Genomic DNA, 21,485 nt, shown 5'->3' with positions numbered 1-21,485 from the left:
TCCTTATCTTACCATGAACGGCCTGTAGAATGTAGCTCTCTTATCATGCCGATAGCAGATCAAAGGAGGGGCTTGAACCTAGGCCGGGTAATGACAAGCGGCATAATGTCCTGTGCTAATCGCTGTCAGCTCAGGCGATTCCTCACGGCAGTGCGAGGTCGCTAGTGGACAGCGGGTATGAAAACGACAGCCGGATGGAGGCTTCGCAGGCGAAGGAATTTCACCTTGTACCGTAATTAACTCCCGGCGGTTTTTCGGATTTGGGTTAGGTATCGAGGCAACAAGCCCCCGGGTATACGGATGGGCAGGATGCCTGAACAACTCGTCACTTGGCGCAATTTCTACAAGTTTCCCCAAGTACATAACCCCTATCCGATCTGAAATATGGCGGACAATATGCAATCCGTGTGCAATAAACAAATAGGTTGTATCCAGCTTACGCTGTAAGGCCTGAAGCAGATTGACAATTTGCGCCTGAACGGAAACATCCAAAGCCGACACTGCCTCATCCGCTAAAATAAACTGCGGTTGCAGAGCAATGGCACGAGCTATCCCGATTCGCTGCCGCTGTCCTCCCGAAAATTCATGCGGAAACCGCGTAACCAGCGAAGGTGATAATCCAACAGCGCTCAGGAGTTCTTCCACCCGTTCCTGCTTTGCCTTGCCATACAACCCTTCATGAACCGCAAGCGGCTCCCCTATGATATCTCCCACATTCCACCGTGGATCAAGTGATCCGTAGGGGTCTTGAAAAATCATCTGCATATCACGGCGAACGGATCGCAACTCAGAATTTCCTAAACGTGTCAGCTCCCGATCCTGGAACCATACCTGCCCGGAGGTCGGACGTTCCAGCTGCATCAGCATCCGGCCTAAAGTAGACTTACCACTGCCGGATTCTCCGACCAAACCAAAGGTTTCGCCCTTTCGAATTGAAAACGATACATCATCCACCGCCCGGATCGCAGCACCAGTCCGACCGAAAAAGCTTTTTTTCACCGGATAATACTTGCGAAGTCCATTCACCCGAAACAAGTCCTGCTTGTTCTGGACAGTTTCCGTGATAGTCTCATTGGATTTAGGCGAGTTCTTTACCTGTACGCCATGAATGCTCACCTTAGCCCCATCAACAGCAGATACGTTCGTCACTTCTTCCTTTACCTCGGTTGCCTTTGCAACAGCATCTGCTGTGATCTGCCCTTTCACAGATAGCTTTGTAATACGCCAATCACTGGACGTAGCCAATTGCTCCGAATGCCAGCAAGCCACCTCTCGTTCATCCTTGGCTGCCAGCGGTGGCGCTTCGTTTTTGCATTGATCCGTCGCATGCGGACAACGCGGATGAAACAAGCAGCCTGAAGGCAATGCACTCAAGCTGGGAATATCCCCCGGGATCGAAAACAGCTTGCTGCTGCGATCTGTATCCAGTGTTGCCACCGAACGAAGCAATCCTCTAGTGTAAGGATGCAACGGTAGCTCGAACAGTTCTTTCGTTGCGGCCTGCTCCACGACTCGACCGGCATACATCACAACAATTCGATCCGCAACCTCTGCGGCAATACCCAAATCATGCGTAATCAACAGAATCGACATGTTGAATTCCGCCTTTAATTCCTGAAGCAATTGCAAAATTTGTGACTGAATCGTTACATCCAGCGCCGTCGTTGGTTCATCCGCAATCAGCAGCTCAGGGCCACATGAGAGCGCCATCGCAATCATCGCCCGTTGCAGCATCCCGCCGGACAACTCTCCAGGGTACTGCTTCATACGAATTTCCGGTTCAGAAATCCCTACCCTGTTCAGCAAATGAACCGCATGAGCCCATGCTTGCTTTCGTGTCTTCCGGTCATGCTCCATGATGATTTCTATCAGCTGATACCCGATGGTGTACACCGGATCAAACGCTGACATCGGCTCCTGAAATACCATCGCCATCTTTTTGCCGCGAAGTGAGCGTAATTCCTGCTGCGACAAAACGGTCAAATCTATGCCCTGCAACCGTATTTGTCCATGAGCAATTCGTCCGTTCTCATAATCAATTAGCCGCATAATCGCCTTGGAGGTAATCGTTTTTCCGCTGCCGGATTCACCAACGAGGCAGACCGTTTCTCCCGCCCTGATCGTCAGTGATACGTTGTCGAGTGCTTGCAGCAAACCTTTTTTAGTGTGAAAATCGACCGACAAATGTTCAATCTCCAGCAATAATGACAAACGAACTCCCTCCTTCTATAGTTCTTAAGAATAGGCTTCCTGATGCTAGTTTGCGTTCTTTTTCGGGTCCAACTGGTCTCTCAGCTTGTCGCCCAAAATATTGACTGACAACACAAACAACGTAATGGCTAGGCCAGGAAAGGTACATATCCACCAAGCTACTGTCAAATATCCTCGTCCTTGAGACAATACTGTTCCCCAATCTGGAATTTCCTTTACCGTGCCAAGTCCCAGAAAGCTTAATCCCGATCCGGCCAAAATAGCGCTACCGATGCCAAGCGTCGCCATCACGAGCAAAGGGGACAAGGAATTAGGAAGCACATGACTCCAAAAGATGCCGAAAGGTGTAACTCCGATGGAACGCGAAGCAGTGACGTAAGAACGTCCTTTTATACTCATAATTTGACCGCGCATAACTCTTGCATAACCGGGGACAGCAGATATGGCTACCGCCAGTACAATATTGAACAAACTTGGGCCAAGAGCCGCCGCAATCGCCAAAGCGAGCAGAACGCCAGGAATAGTCATCAAAATATCAATAAATCGCATCAGTATCGAATCCACTGTACCGCCAATGTAACCTGAGAGCGCACCAATAATTCCACCCACCAGACCGCCGACGAGTACCGACATAAAGCCAATAAACAGAGAATCCCGACTTCCGTGAACAACCAGACTGAATACATCCCGCCCAAAATAGTCCGTTCCGAACCAGTGAGTAGCACTTGGGCCTTGTAAAATATGGTCGCTTAACATTTCTGTGGGTGCATAAGAAGCAATCCATTGTGGAAACGCCGCACAGGCGATTACGAACACAATAATTAGTCCCGCCGCATATACGAACCCATCCGACACTCCACCGAACCGCAACTTTCCAGTTTGCCGAGCTACCCGCAGCTTTCTTTCTTTCCAAATTGTTTTGGCAGCCATTGTTTCTCTCAACCGTTTTCCTCCTCCCTGAATCCTTCCGGCTTACGCCGAGCGTCTAACCCTTGGATCAATAAACGTATACGATATATCCACCAGCAGATTTACGATCACATACATGATGGCAGAGAACAATACAACTCCCTGCACAACGGGCAAGTCTTTAGCCATAATTGCATCCGCAATTAAACGCCCAATGCCTTGCCGTGAAAATACCGTCTCACTCACAACTGCTCCGGCCAGCATTTCTCCCATCAGCATCCCGATCATCGTTATCGCTGGAATCAACGCATTGCGTAGCGCATGGCGATACATAATAACCTTCTCAGACAAACCCTTGGAACGGAGCGTTACGATGAACTGCTCATTAATGACCTCCAGCATACTGTTGCGCACCATTCTGACAATGAACCCTGCACCGACAATGCCCAAAGTGAGAGACGGAAGCACAAGGGTTTTCCAACCATCCGAGCCCATAGCAGGCAGCCATCCCAAGTGAATGGAGAAAATAAGCAACAGCAGAATGCCTGACCAGAATGTGGGCATAGAAATGCCGAACAATCCAACGATTCGTGCGATGATATCAATCGGCTTATCCCGATGAATAGCTGACAGCACTCCAAGCAGGACACCGATAATGACCGAAATAGCAGAACCGGCAAGCGTCAGCGCCAGTGTAGGCGGGAGATTGACCCATATTTTAGGCAGCACCGGATCAGCATTGAGCAGTGATTTTCCAAAATCACCTTGTAGCAGATTTCCGAAATAGTTCAAAAACTGAACATGAAAAGGCTGATCCACTCCCAGCTTATGACGCAAATTGGCGATCAGCTCTGGCGTGGCCGTTGAAGGGTCAAGAATCGAATCCACCGGGTCCCCCGGAAGCAGATACAAAATGCTGAATACCAAAATACAGGAACCCAGAATGACCAACAAAGAAGTAACCATTCTTACTGCAACAGCTCTGATCATAGCCCACACTCCTTCCCGTCTGAATGGTCCCCAGATACTATTTAGCAATACTATTTTTGAATACGCACATCGTTAAAGAGCGGATAACCCACTACATCGAATTTGAGACCCTGCACAGACTTGGCGGCTCCAACCGTATAAGGGAAAACATAAATAGGAATGATGACGGCCTGATCGCGGATTAGCTGTTGCACCTTTTTGTAAATCTCCTCCCGATTGGCATCATCCTTTTCAATAGCTCCCTGCTCCAACAGCTTGTCGACTTCTGGATTGGAGAAGTTAGGCAGTGTAGGCCGCTGATTTGGTGCCGCTGTGTGGTAAAAAGCATATAATGCGTTCGGGTCCACATTGACCTGGCTATTTCCGTAGAAATCATAGTTTCCGTTCGAATATACAACTGTTGCAATATCCTTGGTAATTTCAATCTTCACATCAACACCGATTTTCTTCAGCTGCTGTTGAATAATGGCTGCAATGTCGTTCCGTTTTTCACGGTTCGGAGTGCCGTCTACATAATGTAGCGTCAGGCGTTGTCCATCCTTCACCCGGAAACCATCAGTACCCTTAACCCACCCCAACTCATCCAGTAACTGATTGGCCTTGTTAAGATCAGGCTGCAAGCCGTTTTCCAGTGATTTATCATATCCAAAAATACCCGGAGTGAGTGCCGACCAAGCCTGTTCATAAGTTCCTAGATACAGCGTTTTGACGATCTTCCCCACATCAATACCATATTGTAATGCCTGCCTCGCCTTTAATTCATTCCACGGTGTCTTCTTTTGGTTAATGAACAGCGTATATGGCAGTCCTAGGGTATTGACCTGCAACAATTGAAAATTAGGGTCACTCTTCAACGTTAAAATGTTTTGCGGTGGGACGGTTTCAGCGGCCAAAGCCTGCCCACTCTGCACACTGCCGATCCGGGTCGCCTCCTCCGGAACAATTTTAAAGGTCACGCTGTCCAAATACGGCGCTCCCTGATTCTCAATAGTTTCCGGTGCCCATTTGTAATCCGGGTTACGTTCGATTTTGATTTCTGCATTTTCGTCCCATTTTACAAACTTAAAGGGGCCTGTACCCACAGGATGCTTACCGAATTGATCTCCATATTTTTTAACTCCTGCCGGAGAAACAATGGCTACAGCCGGAACACTTAAATTGCTCAAAAATGCTTGCGATGGTCGTTTCAGATTCAATTTAATCGTGTATTCGTCAATCACCTGTGAGGACTCATAGGGAGCTAGCAAGTTAGCGGCATTACCTACTACGGCTTGCGGATCAATAATCCGATCATAGCTAAATTTAACGGCTTCCGCATTGAACGGAGTTCCGTCATGGAACTTAATGTCCTTGCGCAGCTTGAATGTATAGCTTTTGCCATCCTCGGAAACGCTCCATTCGGTTGCCAGCCAAGGCTTAATCGTATTATCCGGCAGCTTTACCACCAAATTATCGAATATCGCACGATATACCCGAGATGCTACTGCCAATCCACTCTTATGTGGGTCCAGTGAATCCGGCGATGTTGCCAGGGCATAGGTAAGATCTCCGCCTTCTGTAGCTTGCCCGTCTGCTGCTGCATTTGCATCGGTATTCGTAGAATTGGCTCCGCTATTACCCGAGCATGCTGATAAGACTAGCACCATCGACAGGGTTAAAGCTGCCATTTTTGCAAATCCACTTGTTCGTTTCACGAAAAACACTCTCCGATCTGATGGATGATGTTATGATTACATTGCATTTTGGGAGCCGATGTTCCATTGTTGATAATTCCAATCTGATATATATGAATTATGTTAATAACTGTATACCTGCGTTTTTCTAGTGTCAATGCAGGTTCTAATTGGAATGATCTATAGATGGATAGAAGACTTGAATTGACAACAAAAAAGAGCCGACAGGATACTCTCCCCGACTCTTTTTCATTACTGATTTTCTATTTCGAATTTTTCAGGTATTGAAAAACTGACTTATATTCCCTCTTACCGGATGTGTTTGTTCCCTGTACTCACCTTTCGTATAGCTTCCGATCACCTTACGCCAAAATGATTGTGCCGGCCTATTGGTGCTCATTTGGGTCACCTTCCAACGTCCGTTAAAACGTCCAAACAGCTCATGAGCCGCCCAAGTCCCAACCCCATTATGCCGATAAGGACGAAGTACAAAGAACTCAGCCATGTAGTAGTCAGCTTCTCGATTGCTGGACATTCGGTCAACGAGTGCAAAGCCCACAGGAATATCCTGTCTCCAAATCAGAAAAGGTAGCTTCTGTTCACCGCTCGTCCAATATTGATACAAGTCTGGATAAGCCGGGAATGTACCCTTCTCAGTGACATCAATTCGAAGATAGGCTGTAAAATCGTATAAATAAAATTGCATGAGCTGTACAATAATGTCCTTTTGCGACTCCGGTACACTCTTAATAGACAGCTTCTGTTCCGATTTGATATTATACCCCATACTTTCACCTCTCTTGGCGGTTCAATCTGTTCTTTAACTTCGAATTACATCCCATCCAGTGCTGTGCAAAATATGCTAAAATACATATATATTATGACCGGACGAGGTGGAACCCAATGAATATACAAAAGATCATCGACCGGCGCAAACTAGATGAAAAAATGCCGGGATTACCATGGTACGTGCAGCAATTTATGGATTACAAGCTGCCCGACCTGTCCCCTTCCACATTACTAGAATATGTGCGGGATTACGAAGCTTTCTTTTCATGGCTTCGCTCGGAAGGCTTGTCTACTGGAGAAACAAATGCCCAAGTTACACTGGAAGAATTGGAGACACTTCATATGGACAGTATTACAGGCTTTCGATTATTCCTGTCTACTAAGCGCGAAGGCTCCAACTCACGTATTACCATTTCACGTAAGCTATCGTCCCTGCGTTCGCTTTTTCATTATTTGAGTCAGATCGCTGAGGATGAAAATTTTTATCCATTGCTCAAACGCAACATTATGGCTAAGGTCGAAATCAAGCGTATACATAAACCCAAGGATACGGCGGCCAAGCTTAAAGGTAAAATACTAGAAGAGGAAGAACTGCTTGAATTCATCGGTTATATTTATGAAGGCTATGGTCAGGATTTGGCCGATAACAAGCAGGCGTTATACTCCTATGAACTAAATAAGGAACGGGATGCCTGCATCGCCAGCCTCATTTTAAACTCAGGCCTGCGCGTATCTGAAATCGTCAATCTGAATCTGGATGATTTAGACATAAACAATAAATTATTATATGTGTACCGCAAAGGCAATAACGACGAAACCTTTAAAACGCCGGTGTATTTCCGCGAGCAATCCAAAGATGATCTCATACTTTATTTGTCCCTGAGACATACCCGTTACCGCGCCCCCAAAAAAGAAAAAGCTCTCTTTGTCGCACGTCCTAACGGCAGTACAGAAGGCAAACGGATGACCAAAAGAGCGATTCAGGCAATGATCATCAAGTACGCCAAGCGTTTCGGCAAGCCTTACCTTACCGTGCATAAGCTTCGTCATTCCTTTGCTACTGATTATTATTTACAAAATGATATTTACAAAACAAAGGAACAACTGGGGCACGCTTCGACAGAAACAACAGAAGTGTATGCCCACCTGACTGACAAAACCATGTCCCAGGCGATCGAACGGCGGGTAGAGACTCTAACCGACTCAGCCGATTGATGTCTCACCCCTGCTTATTCCTCATTCCTTCTATCTGCTTTTGAATCTGTTCGAGTAGCCAGCGGCCTGCGGGTGCGTTGGCCTCGGCAGGAAATATCTGTATCATTTCATCTGAGTAGTGACCTTGAGCCCAATCCATTTGATGCTCCCAAACCGCTATCCCCTGCACATTTGTCAGCTTATCGGTAAGCTGAGCATCCGATTGTTCCCGCACCATGACCAGCTTTGGATAATCCTCCTGCTTGAAGCCTTCCAGCAACACACAATCATAGGCCTGAAAATGCCGGATCAGACTGGTGACAGGCTGACTATGCTCCTCTAAAATGGCTGTTCTTCCAGCCGAAACAATAGCTACGCCTTCAGCACCCGCCTGTCGGTGCTTGTACGTATCTGTACCCTCATGATCCATTTCAAATTCATGTCCATCATGCTTGATCACTGCTACGCGTAGACCTGACTTCTGCACATAACGAATCAACCCTCCGAGAAAGGTCGTTTTCCCCGTATTTTTGAATCCGACGATTTGACATACAAATGGATGTTTCGTATTCACGTTACCTGTCCACCTTGTAATACCAGTACTCGCACCTCTTCACCTTCGCGTAATCCTTCTGTTGTAGGAGGAATTACGATCAGACAGTCGCTGTCCTTAATGGTCACCATGACACTAGATTCATCTGCTCTCGCAGGAATCGCGTATACTTGCCCACCACGTATCTCCAAAGAGCTGCGTACAAAGCGTGTATAATTGTTTACCTTCGTATAATTTGCGCCTAACTTCGCCGTCCAGGTTTGTAAATATGGATGTGCCGAAGATAACATCATTTGGATCGTCGGCCGTACAAACAGCTCACAGCCTACAAAGCACGCACCGGGGTTGCCTGAAAGCGCAAATAACAGCTTGCCGTCAATCACTGCGGCTGTGGTCACACTTCCTGGACGCATCGTAACCTTGTTGAACAGCATATTCACATCTTCCTGTCGTACCAGGTCACCCATAATATCAAAATCCCCCACCGATACTCCTCCACTCGTGACCACGATATCATAGGCAGCTATCGCTTCACGTACAGAGGTACGGGCAAGGCTCAAATCATCATGAATGGCTTGTAAAATGAACGGCTCTCCTCCTGCCTCTCTAATTTGAGAAGCCAACATATATGTATTACTGTTTCGAATTTTCCCTGGTTGTAACGGCTCATCCACTGCAAGTAATTCCGATCCTGTAGAAAAAACGGCCACCCTGGGCTTTCTGTAAACAGGTACCTGATGTACTCCAAAAGTAGCCAGTACCGAGATGTGCCCTGCTCCCAGGCAGGTTCCCTTACTAAGCAAAAGCTGACCTTCCTGAATCTCATGACCAATCTGTGTTACATTTTTGCCAATCTCCATACGCTTCTTCAAGCCGACATATGTTTGTCCGTTTTCCTCACGCAGCTGTGTTGCTTCCAGCATGACAACTGTGTCCGCCCCTTCAGGTAATTGCGCTCCTGTCATGATACGGGCAGCCATTCCAGTCTCCACCCGCTTGTCCGATACGGTGCCACATGGAATTTCATCAATCACATGTAACCAGATTTCCTGACCGGACGAGCAGACTTCGGTGTCCGAGCCAAGGATCGCATAACCGTCCATACCTGAGCGACGAAAACGGGGATACGGGTGTGGTGCGGTCAAATCCATTGCCAAAGAACGTCCATGCGCCTGCTCCAGCTCTACGTCTTCCCTTTCACCCTGTTTAACATAGCTAGCTATCCTGCTTTGCGCCTCTTCCACCTGAACTGCTTTACGCTGGAATTTTTCTGCGTTTAATGATGTATGATTCATAATCTCACTCCGTTCTTCTAAAATGCCCTCTTTCTGTTATAACGCTAAAACCGTTATCTGGCAAATCGGGGGGGAGTCTAAGTATGTATGGCAATAAAAATAACCCGTGAATTCCACGGGTCATTTCACATAACTTTTTAAGTGCATCAAGCTTATTATGAGAAATAGAGCAAGTGAAGCTTCGAATCGTACCAGGCCTTCAAATGCGCTAGACTCGATCTCACAGCTGAAAAGCTTCCTTACAAGCCTGTGCGGTTACCCCGATCGTATAAGAATAATGTCTAGAGTAACGCGGTACATAATCAGTTCTTTTCTTTTTTCTTGAGTTCTGCCGGTATCGGTTTAGCGCCAAATACTGTTTTTTCGTTTTTGGTAGATTCGTTAGCGTATTTTCCCAGTCTTAAATTTAAAGCTCTCGCCAATTTCTTATCCATTTTCGTTCACCTCCTTTCCATAAAGGAAGAATACTGAATGCTTGAATAGCTAAAGCTAAGCATATTATGTGGGATTGTACTAAAAAATTCACCGCACAAATCAATACACATACCGTTTTATAATATTTGTGGTTATTGGTCTTATGAATATAAATAAAATGATTGGGCGCATAAACTAAAAACACTAATACTGAACAAGCATTAATAATCAAAATCGTTGATAAATTTAAAGAGACGAGAGGTATAGTTACACATATTGCCGTTGTAAAACAGACACAAAATGTAAGATTACTGAAGTGTGCCCCTCCTGAAAATTTTCTTACAAACATGATAGTTACTAGAGCTAATAACGCCCCCCAAAAATGCCCAGTCATCCAAGCAATAATCGCAACCATTAGTATCGACGATACTTCGGTAATTTTTATACCAAGCGCATATTCCATCACTTCTACACTTGTTGGACCATCAGGATCAGCTTTTTTTATTTCCGTTGCGATGTACCGTGATAGCGCTTCTAGCATCCTCATAATCTCCTCTCTCTGAAAAGAAATACGACACGCCGAAAGTAAGCAATGAAATGGATAGCAATCCTATGGTGTTTGAACTATAGAGCATATACAAAGTAATAAAAATGGTGACAGCTGATATTATAGCACCTAGAATCAACAGCTTATTTAGGGATGATAAGTAATTTTCAACTCTTAAAAAATCATGTGGAGGCTGAATTATAAACGAGAAACCAAAGTTATATTTTCCCATTATATAAGAAATTAAACACGCAATAATAATAGAAGATAACTGAATAACGTAAATAGAAGAGCCAGAAGTATCATTAATAGCACCTGGTTCTGCTACTCCAAAAAAATACGCAAACAGAAATACAAAAAGTTGTAAATTAATGTAGGCCGTTAGACCAGAACCAGCAGAAAAAGCTGCTAGATGGGTTTTGATCCCTAAACCAAATCTAAAAAAGATAACCATTAACAAATACTGAAGCGGCAAATCTAATTTAGGCAAGCCTATAACTTTCCTCATTAGAAAGGAAAACAAAGCTATGCCAATTGCATAGAATAATATTTTTGTGCGATATTCCCTCACGGGAAGCATATAAAGCTTTAAGACCAAAATAACGGCGGCCAAAGCATCGAATACACCAAGTGATATATATATAAAAGCAGATAACACAGATACACCATCCTCTTATTTCGCCTGTTGTAATTGTATATTTTACTAATAGATGTGGCAATGAAATAATCTAGTAAACTGGTAATATTTGTTTTTATGTAAGGTAAATATTTATTTTTGTCGTCAAAAAATATAGAAAACCTGCATGCGTTAAGTAAAGACGCGTGCCATTACCGCGAGGTTTAAGCTCAACGGTGACCACTGTTTCAGCTCCCTTGGTGCCGCCTTCGCCAGTAACCCAAGTCAGCTCGATAAGTCTGTTTTGCTCAAGTCTTAGAAATCTTCCGTAATGTGGATGACGCTTCCCCTCAAAATGCGTTTCGAAAAAGAAGGTCGTGTTCACTTCAGCCTCCATTAATACTGATCCTGGGGCAGCAAACCAACTGTCAAACCGCTTTGTCCACGCCTGATACAGAACATTCGGAGAACACTCCATTTTTCGTTCCACCATTAGATTAAATGGTCTTTGTGAAAGATCTGGCCAAGAAATAGATAGTACCATTTAATTTTCAATCCTTCAATCAAACAGAGTTTTGATTAACTCTACATTATTATATCCATAAAGGTGTAGGTTGCGGCTGCTTTCCCTTATCTGTCCAATTCAACTTGAATGGCTGTGCCGCTAGATGATCACCAACGTCATCTCTAAAAATAAAAAAAGGAACTGTGCATCAGTACCACAGTTCCGCAAATCTTTTGTTTTCCAAATAAATTGACGTTACCCATCATCGTCGACTTCGTCGGCTGATTTTACCTGAACCGCTACGTGTTTTGGGCTTACTATAAGATTTACGCGGCGAATCAAATATGCTGGAACCGCCGCTGTCGCTCCGGTCACGTGAAATCGAGCCTCTGCTCGGTGAACTGCTGGACCCTCTGTCGAACAAACTTCCGCTTGATCCAACGCTAGAATCCGAGTTCTTTCCTCTACGGGTAACCGAACCTTTCCGCTCCACCGTAATCGGAGGAATCGCCTTTTTCTCCTGCACCGTAGGAGCACGATATTGGCCCTGAGAAGGTCGGTATACATCTCTGCTGGAGTAGCCCCGATAGGAGCCTGAACCACGCAACGAATCAAACAGAGCATCCAGCACAGTTGCGGTTAAGTATCCTTTTAGAAAGCTTGAACTGTAATTTTGTTCGACATACTTTTTACTGTCAATTTCAATGAGTGTATCTTCCTTCTTAGCTGGATCTTGCTGCAAATGGTACCACTCATCGCTATATACCAGAAACATCCGCTCATTGCTCTGCGGTGACATTTGTTCCGGTGTACGCTGTTCTTTCAATTCCTCCGCTACTTCCGGGACTGTCTTGCCAGCTGCCCGGTATACATACGAGGTCGAGTTTCCGCTGCCACTAACCGATTCCAGCGGATACGTATCTTTTACATTTGGCGCGCCGCAGCCGCTTAACACGGATACGAACAAGCTCAGCGCCACCATGACCTTTAATGCATACTGCCAGGTGCGTTTGCTCATGTGTAACCCTCTCCTAGCTTGCCCGAATAACCTTGACGTCTCCGGTAATCACTTCTTCTCCTTCATAAAGCATAAAGCGACCGTCCTGCCACTCTACCCGCAACAGATGGTAATCATCAGACTGGTACTGCCAAACATGCTGCTCTCCACCCTGTCGGAAAGGAGCACGGCCCATGACGGTAACATGCCCAGAATACTGCTCCTCCAAATGGTACGTTGTATCATCCAGCTCTAAAATGGTCGGCACTTCCTCGGGGTTGTCAAGTCTGCCGTCGATGGCCTGATATAGTCCGAATTGCAGTGTTTCCCGTTCCTCAATATGAAGATAACTGACTTGATTACCATCCTGAAGCGTCAAAACAACGGCATTCCGGGCACGATTATGTACACGACCTACCACTTCATAGGTAACAAGCGACACTTCACAGATATCACCTGGATTTAAGTGAAGCATGCTTTTCTCTGCTTTTGGCGGCTCCGGCTTAGCAAATAGATTTGAAATTCGTTTCCACACACCCATGGTTATATTCCTGCCTTTCTTAGCCTAGAAGCATGCTGTAATGATCAAGGCGCCAACCAGATGCAGTGCTCCTGAAAACAGACCGAAACCAATTTTACCTTCCTGTGTACCTTTATCCAGATCAAACTGAGCCCAGTACCGCAACAGCAGACGTACAATAACTTCCAAAACAAGCAGGATGACAAAGGCGATCACAGAATACACAAGCGCTTCGAGCAAATTATTAGCTGTAGCGATAGACCCTGACAAAATATAGCCTTGTGCAACCAGCTTCATAATCATTCGTACCGTTACGGCCATATTTCCAGCTTTCACTTCGGCAAAATCCTTATACTTCGTAAATAAAGAGTCGACATACATTAATGCGAAAATCAAAATAGCCCCCGCACCAGTCCATACAAGCATTGCTTTCATCGTTTCTAAAAAATGCATTTCATACCATCCTCCACATCTTCTTGACCTTCATATAATGTTTTACGCCTCCAGGCAGGGAAAAGCGAAGGAGAAAACGTTTCTCCTTCGCTTCCTGAGAATCACACTTGGTGGCACTGCTAAAATGTTCTTATTTATTTTCGTATTGCTTCAACAAAGCGGCAAGCTCATCGTCCACGGCGCTTTTCTTATCCAGCTCTTTGAACTCCTCATCCAACGATTTTTCCTTAGAGGACATTTCGTTGCTCGCTTCGGCACGTGCTTCTGCTTGCAGCATTTTTTCTTCCATACGCTTCAATCCGGCAGTTGCCGTATCAGAGCTAAAACCGTTCATAGCTTTGTTAATTTCGGTTTGCGCTTTAGCTGCATTATAACGGGCAACCAGTGTTTCGCGCTTGTTTTTCATTTCTGTCAGCTGTCTGCGCATTTCATCCAGCTTGCCACGTAGATTATCGGCTGCAGCTTTATTCTGTTCGTAACCAGCTTTGAACTCGTTCATTTTTTGTTCAGCAGATTTCTTTTCTTCCAGCGCACGACGCGCCAGATCTACATTTTGCGCTTTTGCAGCGGTATGTGCCTGTTCTTCGCGTTTCTTTACCAAAGCAGCCTGTTCTTCGTATTGCTGTTTGAATCTCTTTTCAATAGCAATTTGAGCGGCTACCGCTTTCTCTGCATCTTCCAGGTCCTCTTGCATATCACGAATGTATTGATCCGTCATTTTAATTGGATCTTCTGCCTTGTCGATAATGGCGTTAATGTTGGACATCGTAAGATCTCTTAATCGTTTGAAAATAGACATGTGAAGTTCCTCCTAGAGTTGAATGCTTAAATTTTAAGCTCTGTACACATGTTTACGCAAGCTTTGCAAAGAGGGTTTCAAAAATATCTAAAAGCCGCGCAAGTAAGGCTCCGGGATGTCGGCCTGTACTTTTAGCTCCCGCGATGCATGCAGCGCCCAATAGGGATCACGCAGCATGGCACGGCCTATTGCTACCAAATCAGCTTCTTTTTGCTGAACAACCCGACGGGCGTCCTCATAATCATCCAGTAAGCCAACAGCAATCACAGGTACATTCAGCTTTTCACGGATGGTATGAGCCAAATCCACCTGATAGCCGGCACGAGCAGACGGGCCTCCGCCAGAACCAATCGGACCCTCACCACCAGAAGAGATATGGAAAATGTCCACACCTGCATCACGATATCGTTCCCCTACGCCTGTTATGTATTCCACATTATATCCATCCTCGACGTATTCTTTAGCAGATATCCGCATAAGCACAGGCATATCAGCAGGAAGAACCTCTTTAACAGCATGTATGACCTCAACACCGAACAGTGACAAATCCTGCCCATATTCATCTTCTCTGGTATTTGTTAAAGGCGAATGAAATTGATGGATCAGATAGCCGTGAGCGCCATGTATCTCGACCGTGTCAAAACCGGCTTCCACCGCGCGGCGCGCGCCTTCTTTGTATGCCTGAACCAGTTCCCTGACTTCAGCTGTCTTTAAGGCGCGGGGCTCTTTAAAGCGTTCGCTAAAAGGAATGGAGGACGGACCCACAGGTTGCTCAGCATCTTCAGCCTTGCGTCCAGCGTGGCCTAGTTGAATGCCAATTTTGGCACCATACTTGTGGACTTCCTCTACAATCTTACGATATGCAGGAATATGTTCGTCACACCAAATACCCAAATCACGATCCGTAATACGTCCATCTGGATGAACCGCTGTCATTTCCACAATAATAAGTCCAGTGCCTCCTACTGCCCGGCTCACATAATGGACATGATGCCAATCCGTTGGATTTCCGTCCTTGGCCTCCACGCTGTATTGGCACATCGGGGGCATGACAATCCGATTTTTTAAAGAAAGCCCCTTTAATTGATAAGGAGTAAACAAGTCGGTCACTTTTATCCATCCTTCCTTCAATTCCATGTCTGTATAATTATGAATTGCATCCCCATTATACACCAGCTGTCACGGTATACCGAATTCGTTGTAAGGCTAAAACTTGAGAAAATGCTCCTGTTTTCGGTCATGTTTAAGAGAATATGTACGTTTAGCTCCATCATCTTCATTGATAATCGTTTCATCGTGGACTTTTTTCCAGTCGTTTATGAGCCGAACTTGGTTACCAGCATATTTTTAATAGGACAGGTACATAATAGTCGAGAGCACCACTAGGTACCACTGCACGGAAAGGGGGGATACATATGCCGTACAGGGGAGTGTTGCCATGCTTGGCACTGTTACTAGCATTTTCAAGTTTACCCGTTCACGCGGATGCGCCTCCCAACATCGGAACGCCCCATCCCAAGGAAGCAGCTATTGCTTCTTCTGTACAACAACAGAGCACAGATCGTGCTACTCCTACATTAGCAATGCTGCGTAAAAAACATGCGGACATTTTTAAAATGTGCGGCCCACACACCCGCCAAATTGCCCTAACCTTTGATGATGTGCCCGATTCTAGGTATACGCCGCAGGTTTTGGACGTATTACACGCCAATGGCATCAAAGCCACCTTTTTCATCGTCGGTCACCGTGCGGAAAAGCATCCGGGGATCATACGCCGTATTATCCGTGAAGGCCATGCTATAGGAAACCATTCCTATACTCATCCGGATTTTAGGAAGGCCACACCAGAACGCTTTCGCAACCAGATTATAAAAACAGAACGTATTTTACAAGCCAGCGCAGGTTTTCGCCCCAAGTTGATTCGTCCACCCTACGGTGAAATCACGGAGCCTCAAATCCAATGGGCACGTCGTCATGGCTATATGATTGTCAATTGGAATGTAGACTCTCTCGACTGGAAGGGACTAAGTAAAACACAAATTCAGCGCAATGTGATCCCAGCTACCGGGCCTGGCTCTATTATTTTAATGCACGCAGGTGGAGGTCAAAGTTCCAACTTGCAAGGCACTGTCCAAGCTCTGCCGGGTCTAATTCACTCTCTAAAAGCTAAGGGCTACAAATTTGTGACAGTCCCCCGGCTACTCCATACCTCGGAACGGAAATAACAATATGTTTATGATTGAGCTACAAGCTAAAGCAACGTAAAAAGGCTGTCTTACCAGCAGAAGTTTTCTGCTCATCAAGACAGCCTTTTTTTACGGATAGGACCTAATAAGAGTCCGACCTAGTTATATGCGGTAGTGTACAGGTATTAAGTTTACATAATATATATTATGTTTAATTAAACTTATATACGTACAATGTTATTTATCAATAACGTACAGCTTCACATTTTGAAATCCAAAGTCGTTCACAAATGATTTGTTACCAGGAATAAAGATATCAATCCGTTTTCCTGTAATGGCGCTGCCCTGATCGCGAGCGACAGCTACAAAAGAATGATCCGGCAAACCTGGGTGGGAATAGCCTGTAACCAGCACTTTCGTGCCCATCGGAATGACGTTCGGGTCTACCGCAATTGTACCTAGTTTAAGCGGATTGCCGTAGTAGTCCACTGCTCCCCATTTACCATTCTCATCAGCTGCAGCAGAATACGCAGAAGCCTTAACGTCAACTATTTTGCTATAGTTGAATGTTTTACCCCATGCTTCAATCGTTGGCCCCTCATTTGCTGGTGCTTTCTCCGTAAGAAGCTGCGGCTTCGAATCCGAAGCTGCCTTCACACTTTTTTCGTCAGGCACCTTAATTTGCAGACCTGCATATATATTGTTGGAGGCAATGTTTGGGTTCGCCTTCGTTAGCTCGTCTACCGATACTCCATAACGTTGAGCAAGTAAAAAGAAGGTATCGCCCTCTTTGGCAGTGTGAAGCGAAGCAGCATCCGCTACTCCAGCTGTCTGTGCCAGCCCTGCAATAGCTGCGGCAAGCACCGCAAATTTCATCGTTTTACCAATATGTTTTAGATGTTTCAAAGATATGTACCTCCTCTGTTATGCCTGCGAAGTTAGCTGTCGGATTCGGACTCAGGAGAAGCCCTATGCTTGTGCAATTCACCCCTAGGCATATTCCACATCGTCTTATGACGTATCGGAATGACTGCCGTTGTTACGTCCCCCGCACTTCCCATAGTTTGGGCCCAGCATTCAGCGGTTGTCATAACCACATGCTGTCCCGGTAAGTTTTGGCTTACTGCATAATATCACAATTTTGTAACCTTATCCGCATGAAAATGTTGGGAACCTTGAACATCATACTATACTCGTTACAATTTTGTCATCAAGAAATCGATATTTGTTACGAAAGTATGGGGAAATGGTGACAAAAAGGAAAAAAGCCCTCCGTCAAACGGAGGGCTTTTTTTATAGATTATATCAGCACTTCCTTACAATACTTTGGCAAGAAAATCACGGGTGCGATCATGGCTTGGAGTGCCAAATACCTGCTCTGGTGTACCTTGCTCTACAATTTGACCGTTATCCATAAAGATAATTCGATCGCCCACCTCGCGGGCAAAACCCATTTCATGCGTCACGATTACCATTGTCATGCCGCCTTCGGCGAGCTTCTTCATTACATCCAGAACCTCTCCAACCATTTCAGGGTCCAATGCAGAAGTCGGCTCATCGAACAGCATTACGTGCGGCTGCATGGCCAAAGCACGCGCAATCGCAATACGTTGCTTCTGTCCTCCGGATAGCTGGTTCGGATAGGTATTCTTCTTATCCTCAAGCCCTACGGTACGCAAGAGTTCTAGCGAAATTTTTTCCGCTTCCTTCCCTGACTGTCTTCTAACCTGTGTTGGGGCAAGTGTCAGGTTCTGCAACACTGTTTTATGCGGGAAAAGATTAAAATGCTGGAACACCATCCCCATCTTCTCCCGGGTTACATTAATATTATGGCCACGAGCTGTAATCGGCTCGCCCTCAAATAAAATCTCCCCGTCTGTAGGCTGTTCCAACAGATTCATACAACGCAAAAACGTACTCTTCCCCGAACCACTGGGACCGATGATGACGACGACTTCACCTTTGGCTATATCTATATCAATGCCTTTTAAAATCTCATTCTTACCGAACGATTTACGCAGTTGTTTAACGGTGATCACTGGCTCTCAACTTCCTTTCCCATAAACCCAGCAGCTTAGACAAGCTGAATGTCATTACAAAATAAATAGCGGCTGCTATTACGAACGGACTTAATCCTTCGTAGGTGATGTTCTTAATGACCTGGGCCTGATACATAATATCCACCATCCCAATGGTCGAAATAATGGATGATTCTTTAATGATCGTAATAAACTCATTACCGATAGCAGGCAAAATAGATTTAAACGCTTGCGGCAAAATGACATGACGCATAGCTTTACCGCGTCCCATACCCAACGAACGAGCAGCCTCCATCTGTCCACGGTCTACTGCCTGGATACCTGCCCGGAAAATTTCAGCCAGATATGCTGAACTATTCAGAGACAATGTGATTATACCAGACTGGAGTGGGGTAAAATTGACACCCAGCGTCAAAGCAACCCCGTAGTGAATGATCATGAGTTGCACCAGCATAGGTGTGCCACGCAGGATCTCCACATAAGTGGTACCTAACCACTCAATGATGCGTATACCGCTCATCCGCAGCAAGGATACGATCAGACCAATGATAAATCCAAACAGTACTCCGAGTGCAGACAGCAACAGAGTGTAGCCGATACCCGTAGCGTAAAAACTGCGGTATTTCCAAAAAATATCTACGATGTTATTAGAAGAAACCTGTCGATCTGCAGAGAGCGCGCTCGCTTCTGTGGAAAACTTCTCAATCGACCCGTCCGCTTTCAGGCGAGCCAACGTTTTATTTACAGAGGCAAGCAATTCTGCGTTCCCCTTGCGTATACCTACAGCTGTTTCTGCTCCGGCATCCTCAGGCACGGCCTTGGCAAGTGTTACGGTACCATCTAACGTGTATCCTTTAGCAACCGTATCTTCGATCACAACAGCGTTGATACGCTGGGTCCGCAGCTGGAGTACCAGATCGGATATTTTGTCCAGTGAGGTTACAGTGGCATTGGGTACTTTTTGAGCAATTTCTTCCTGAATACTCCCTTTTTGTGCGCCAATCTTCTCGCCTTTCAAAGCATCCATCGTAGGATATTTGTCTTTATCCTCTGGACGTACCATAATGACTTGCTTGGAGCGATAATATACATCTGAAAAATCAATGCTCTTTCTCCGCTCATCCGTCGGTGTCATACCGGACAGTACCAAGTCTACACGACCACTTTGCAAAGCAGGCAGCAAAGAGTCAAAACTCATGTCCTCAGGGACCATCTCCGCATCCAAATCTTTGGCGATTTCCTTGGCGATTTCCACATCGAACCCAACAATGGTATCCTTACCGTTAATGACTTTATGAAACTCATACGGCGGAAAGTCGGCACTCATGCCCACTACAAGTTTTTTCTGTGGCTTTGCTTCCGTTCCGTATGCAGTGAGCATGGGAAGACCAGTCAACAGCAAGATAACCGCCGACAAAACCAGGGCGGTAAAACGATATGCCTTTTTCAATCTTTTTTTCTCTCCTTAAATTCTTTATAATAAATAAGATTGTGTCATTATAAATGAATATGCATGATTATGCAATGAATGTTATAGTACAATTTCAGCATACCTAACGCAGTACCTACATTACAGTTTATATAAAGGAGTTTTCAGCATGGATTTTAAGCAGACCATTCAAAAGACAATTGAGCAGCATGCCCCACGGTTTAAGGACATTTCGTTATATATTGGCGCAAATCCTGAACTTGGAAACGAGGAATTTCTGGCCGCTACCCGTTTAAAAGAAGAACTGGTTTTTCACGGTTTTGAGGTCCAGGCACCGGTATTGGGCATAGAAACAGCCTTTATTGCAACTTACAAATCCGCAAAACCCGGACCGGTTGTCGCTTTTCTGGCAGAATATGACGCTCTGAAAGGTCTAGGACACGCCTGTGGGCACCATCTGATATGTATGATGAGTACCGGTGCTGCCGTCGGCCTCAAGTCGATCATCGACGAAACTGGTGGAGAAGTACGGGTATATGGCACACCTGCCGAAGAAACACGCGGTGCAAAGGTCCCGATGGCCGCTGCCGGGTTGTTTGATGATTGCGACATAGCGCTTATGACGCATCCTTATGACCGTTACGAAAAATCAGGCAAATCACTGGCGATTGATGCGGTACAATTCGAATTTTTTGGTCAATCTGCTCACGCGGCTGCCAGCCCGCACGAAGGCATTAACGCGCTGGACGCTGTGATTCAAACGTTCAATGGCATCAATGCGTTCCGTCAACAAGTAAAAAGTACAGTGCGTATCCATGGGATCATTAACCAGGGTGGGCAAGCAGCCAACATTATTCCTGATTACGCCTCAGCCCAATTTTATGTGAGAGCCGCTACTCGTCAAGAACTGAACCCGCTGACTAGCCGTGTTATTCAAATTGCTGAAGGAGCTGCTTTACAGGCCGGGTGTCGTTTGGAGACCTCCAATTATGAGACTTCTTATGATGAAATGGTCACGAACCGTGTACTTTCCGATGCGTTTACCGCAAATTTGGTGCAGGCTGGCATTTCACAAGAAGATATAACGGAAGGCGAAGATCACGGCTCCATGGATATCGGAAATGTATCGCTTCATTGCCCTGCTATCCATCCTTACATTCAAGTTATTGACGAGAAGCATGCCTTGCATACACCAGAATTCCGCGATTTGGCGATGCAGGACCGGGCCATGGAAGGAATGCTGCTGGCTGCGAGAACTTTGGCATGGACTGCTTGCGATGTAATCACGAATCCTGAACTGCTAGGCCAGATAAAAAAAGAATTCGCTCTGCTGAATAACGAACGCTAAATCTTAATTCCGTGTTCT

At 45.6% G+C, this 21,485-nt stretch carries 22 protein-coding genes and 1 riboswitch; of the genes, 3 read left to right on the top strand and 19 right to left on the bottom strand.

The annotated features are described in order from the left end of the window. Positions 1 to 78: 78 nt before the first annotated feature. From MHB46_RS00790 to MHB46_RS00770, 5 genes are all read right to left on the bottom strand, one after another. Positions 79 to 2,211, bottom strand: a complete 2,133-nt coding sequence (locus MHB46_RS00790) for an ABC transporter ATP-binding protein (protein ID WP_341161296.1) — start codon at positions 2,209 to 2,211, stop codon at positions 79 to 81. A 45-nt stretch (positions 2,212 to 2,256) separates the two neighbouring features. Beyond that, positions 2,257 to 3,153, bottom strand: coding sequence for an ABC transporter permease (locus tag MHB46_RS00785; RefSeq protein ID WP_341161295.1), 897 nt, complete (start codon positions 3,151 to 3,153; stop codon positions 2,257 to 2,259). Positions 3,154 to 3,183: 30 nt separating this feature from the next. Further along, on the bottom strand, positions 3,184 to 4,110 hold the full coding sequence (locus tag MHB46_RS00780) for an ABC transporter permease (protein ID WP_341161294.1): 927 nt from the start codon (positions 4,108 to 4,110) through the stop codon (positions 3,184 to 3,186). Positions 4,111 to 4,160: 50 nt separating this feature from the next. Next, the gene (locus MHB46_RS00775) at positions 4,161 to 5,804 is read right to left on the bottom strand and encodes an ABC transporter substrate-binding protein (RefSeq protein ID WP_445667579.1); all 1,644 of its coding nucleotides are present in this window, start codon (positions 5,802 to 5,804) and stop codon (positions 4,161 to 4,163) included. A 256-nt stretch (positions 5,805 to 6,060) separates the two neighbouring features. Further along, positions 6,061 to 6,570 (bottom strand): GNAT family N-acetyltransferase, encoded by a 510-nt coding sequence (locus MHB46_RS00770; protein ID WP_341161293.1) that lies wholly within the window; start codon positions 6,568 to 6,570, stop codon positions 6,061 to 6,063. Positions 6,571 to 6,686: 116 nt separating this feature from the next. Between MHB46_RS00770 and xerS the strand changes: the two genes are divergently transcribed. Next, the gene (gene xerS, locus MHB46_RS00765; RefSeq protein ID WP_069289662.1) at positions 6,687 to 7,787 is read left to right on the top strand and encodes a tyrosine recombinase XerS; all 1,101 of its coding nucleotides are present in this window, start codon (positions 6,687 to 6,689) and stop codon (positions 7,785 to 7,787) included. A 4-nt stretch (positions 7,788 to 7,791) separates the two neighbouring features. Here the strand turns inward: xerS and mobB are convergent, their stop codons facing one another. The 11 genes from mobB to MHB46_RS00710 all read right to left on the bottom strand — a co-directional run bounded on the left by mobB (position 7,792) and on the right by MHB46_RS00710 (position 15,575). Next, positions 7,792 to 8,340 (bottom strand): molybdopterin-guanine dinucleotide biosynthesis protein B, encoded by a 549-nt coding sequence (gene mobB, locus MHB46_RS00760; RefSeq protein ID WP_341161292.1) that lies wholly within the window; start codon positions 8,338 to 8,340, stop codon positions 7,792 to 7,794. Then, positions 8,337 to 9,614: a molybdopterin molybdotransferase MoeA gene (locus MHB46_RS00755; protein ID WP_341161291.1), complete on the bottom strand. Its 1,278-nt coding sequence runs from the start codon at positions 9,612 to 9,614 to the stop codon at positions 8,337 to 8,339. The genes mobB and MHB46_RS00755 overlap by 4 nt, the downstream gene beginning before the upstream one ends. Before the next feature lie 302 nt (positions 9,615 to 9,916). Beyond that, a complete protein-coding gene (locus MHB46_RS00750) occupies positions 9,917 to 10,048 on the bottom strand; it encodes a hypothetical protein (RefSeq protein ID WP_023988946.1) in 132 nt (43 codons plus the stop codon). Beyond that, positions 10,021 to 10,569, bottom strand: a complete 549-nt coding sequence (locus MHB46_RS00745; protein WP_341161290.1) for an accessory gene regulator ArgB-like protein — start codon at positions 10,567 to 10,569, stop codon at positions 10,021 to 10,023. Before MHB46_RS00745 ends, MHB46_RS00750 begins: the two co-directional genes overlap by 28 nt. Then, complete coding sequence (locus MHB46_RS00740; protein ID WP_341161289.1) at positions 10,520 to 11,233, bottom strand: hypothetical protein; 714 nt, start codon at positions 11,231 to 11,233, stop codon at positions 10,520 to 10,522. The genes MHB46_RS00745 and MHB46_RS00740 overlap by 50 nt, the downstream gene beginning before the upstream one ends. Before the next feature lie 94 nt (positions 11,234 to 11,327). Next, the gene (locus MHB46_RS00735) at positions 11,328 to 11,735 is read right to left on the bottom strand and encodes an SRPBCC family protein (RefSeq protein ID WP_341161288.1); all 408 of its coding nucleotides are present in this window, start codon (positions 11,733 to 11,735) and stop codon (positions 11,328 to 11,330) included. Between the two features lie 223 nt (positions 11,736 to 11,958). Next, the gene (locus tag MHB46_RS00730) at positions 11,959 to 12,714 is read right to left on the bottom strand and encodes a DUF4247 domain-containing protein (protein ID WP_341161287.1); all 756 of its coding nucleotides are present in this window, start codon (positions 12,712 to 12,714) and stop codon (positions 11,959 to 11,961) included. A 13-nt stretch (positions 12,715 to 12,727) separates the two neighbouring features. After that, positions 12,728 to 13,234: a DUF4178 domain-containing protein gene (locus tag MHB46_RS00725; RefSeq protein WP_007432513.1), complete on the bottom strand. Its 507-nt coding sequence runs from the start codon at positions 13,232 to 13,234 to the stop codon at positions 12,728 to 12,730. A gap of 24 nt (positions 13,235 to 13,258) precedes the next feature. Further along, positions 13,259 to 13,666 carry a DUF350 domain-containing protein gene (locus MHB46_RS00720; RefSeq protein ID WP_013310484.1) on the bottom strand — a complete coding sequence of 136 codons (408 nt, stop codon included), beginning with the start codon at positions 13,664 to 13,666 and terminating at the stop codon, positions 13,259 to 13,261. 130 nt (positions 13,667 to 13,796) lie between these two features. Continuing rightward, the gene (locus MHB46_RS00715; protein WP_013310486.1) at positions 13,797 to 14,465 is read right to left on the bottom strand and encodes a PspA/IM30 family protein; all 669 of its coding nucleotides are present in this window, start codon (positions 14,463 to 14,465) and stop codon (positions 13,797 to 13,799) included. Positions 14,466 to 14,552: 87 nt separating this feature from the next. Further along, a complete protein-coding gene (locus MHB46_RS00710; RefSeq protein WP_341161286.1) occupies positions 14,553 to 15,575 on the bottom strand; it encodes an NADH:flavin oxidoreductase/NADH oxidase in 1,023 nt (340 codons plus the stop codon). Positions 15,576 to 15,880: 305 nt separating this feature from the next. On the opposite strand from MHB46_RS00710, the gene MHB46_RS00705 reads away from it, so the two are divergent. Further along, on the top strand, positions 15,881 to 16,690 hold the full coding sequence (locus tag MHB46_RS00705; protein WP_341161285.1) for a polysaccharide deacetylase family protein: 810 nt from the start codon (positions 15,881 to 15,883) through the stop codon (positions 16,688 to 16,690). Positions 16,691 to 16,888: 198 nt separating this feature from the next. Here the strand turns inward: MHB46_RS00705 and MHB46_RS00700 are convergent, their stop codons facing one another. The 3 genes from MHB46_RS00700 to MHB46_RS00690 all read right to left on the bottom strand — a co-directional run bounded on the left by MHB46_RS00700 (position 16,889) and on the right by MHB46_RS00690 (position 20,140). Further along, positions 16,889 to 17,557, bottom strand: a complete 669-nt coding sequence (locus MHB46_RS00700; RefSeq protein ID WP_341161284.1) for a 3D domain-containing protein — start codon at positions 17,555 to 17,557, stop codon at positions 16,889 to 16,891. A gap of 6 nt (positions 17,558 to 17,563) precedes the next feature. Further along, a riboswitch (cyclic di-AMP (ydaO/yuaA leader) is annotated at positions 17,564 to 17,732 on the bottom strand. 235 nt (positions 17,733 to 17,967) lie between these two features. Continuing rightward, entirely contained in the window at positions 17,968 to 18,690 is a 723-nt protein-coding gene (locus tag MHB46_RS00695) for an amino acid ABC transporter ATP-binding protein (RefSeq protein WP_061828246.1), read from the bottom strand. Then, on the bottom strand, positions 18,677 to 20,140 hold the full coding sequence (locus tag MHB46_RS00690) for an ABC transporter substrate-binding protein/permease (protein WP_341161283.1): 1,464 nt from the start codon (positions 20,138 to 20,140) through the stop codon (positions 18,677 to 18,679). Before MHB46_RS00690 ends, MHB46_RS00695 begins: the two co-directional genes overlap by 14 nt. A 148-nt stretch (positions 20,141 to 20,288) precedes the next feature. Between MHB46_RS00690 and MHB46_RS00685 the strand changes: the two genes are divergently transcribed. Next, positions 20,289 to 21,467 (top strand): M20 family metallopeptidase, encoded by a 1,179-nt coding sequence (locus MHB46_RS00685; RefSeq protein WP_341161282.1) that lies wholly within the window; start codon positions 20,289 to 20,291, stop codon positions 21,465 to 21,467. The last annotated feature ends 18 nt before the right edge of the window (positions 21,468 to 21,485 follow it).

Origin of the sequence: Paenibacillus sp. FSL H7-0703 (genome assembly GCF_038003485.1) — a bacterium.
GTDB lineage: Bacteria > Bacillota > Bacilli > Paenibacillales > Paenibacillaceae > Paenibacillus > Paenibacillus polymyxa_B.
Note: the sequence above shows the minus strand (reverse complement) of the source record. Positions and strands in the feature narration are given on the sequence as shown.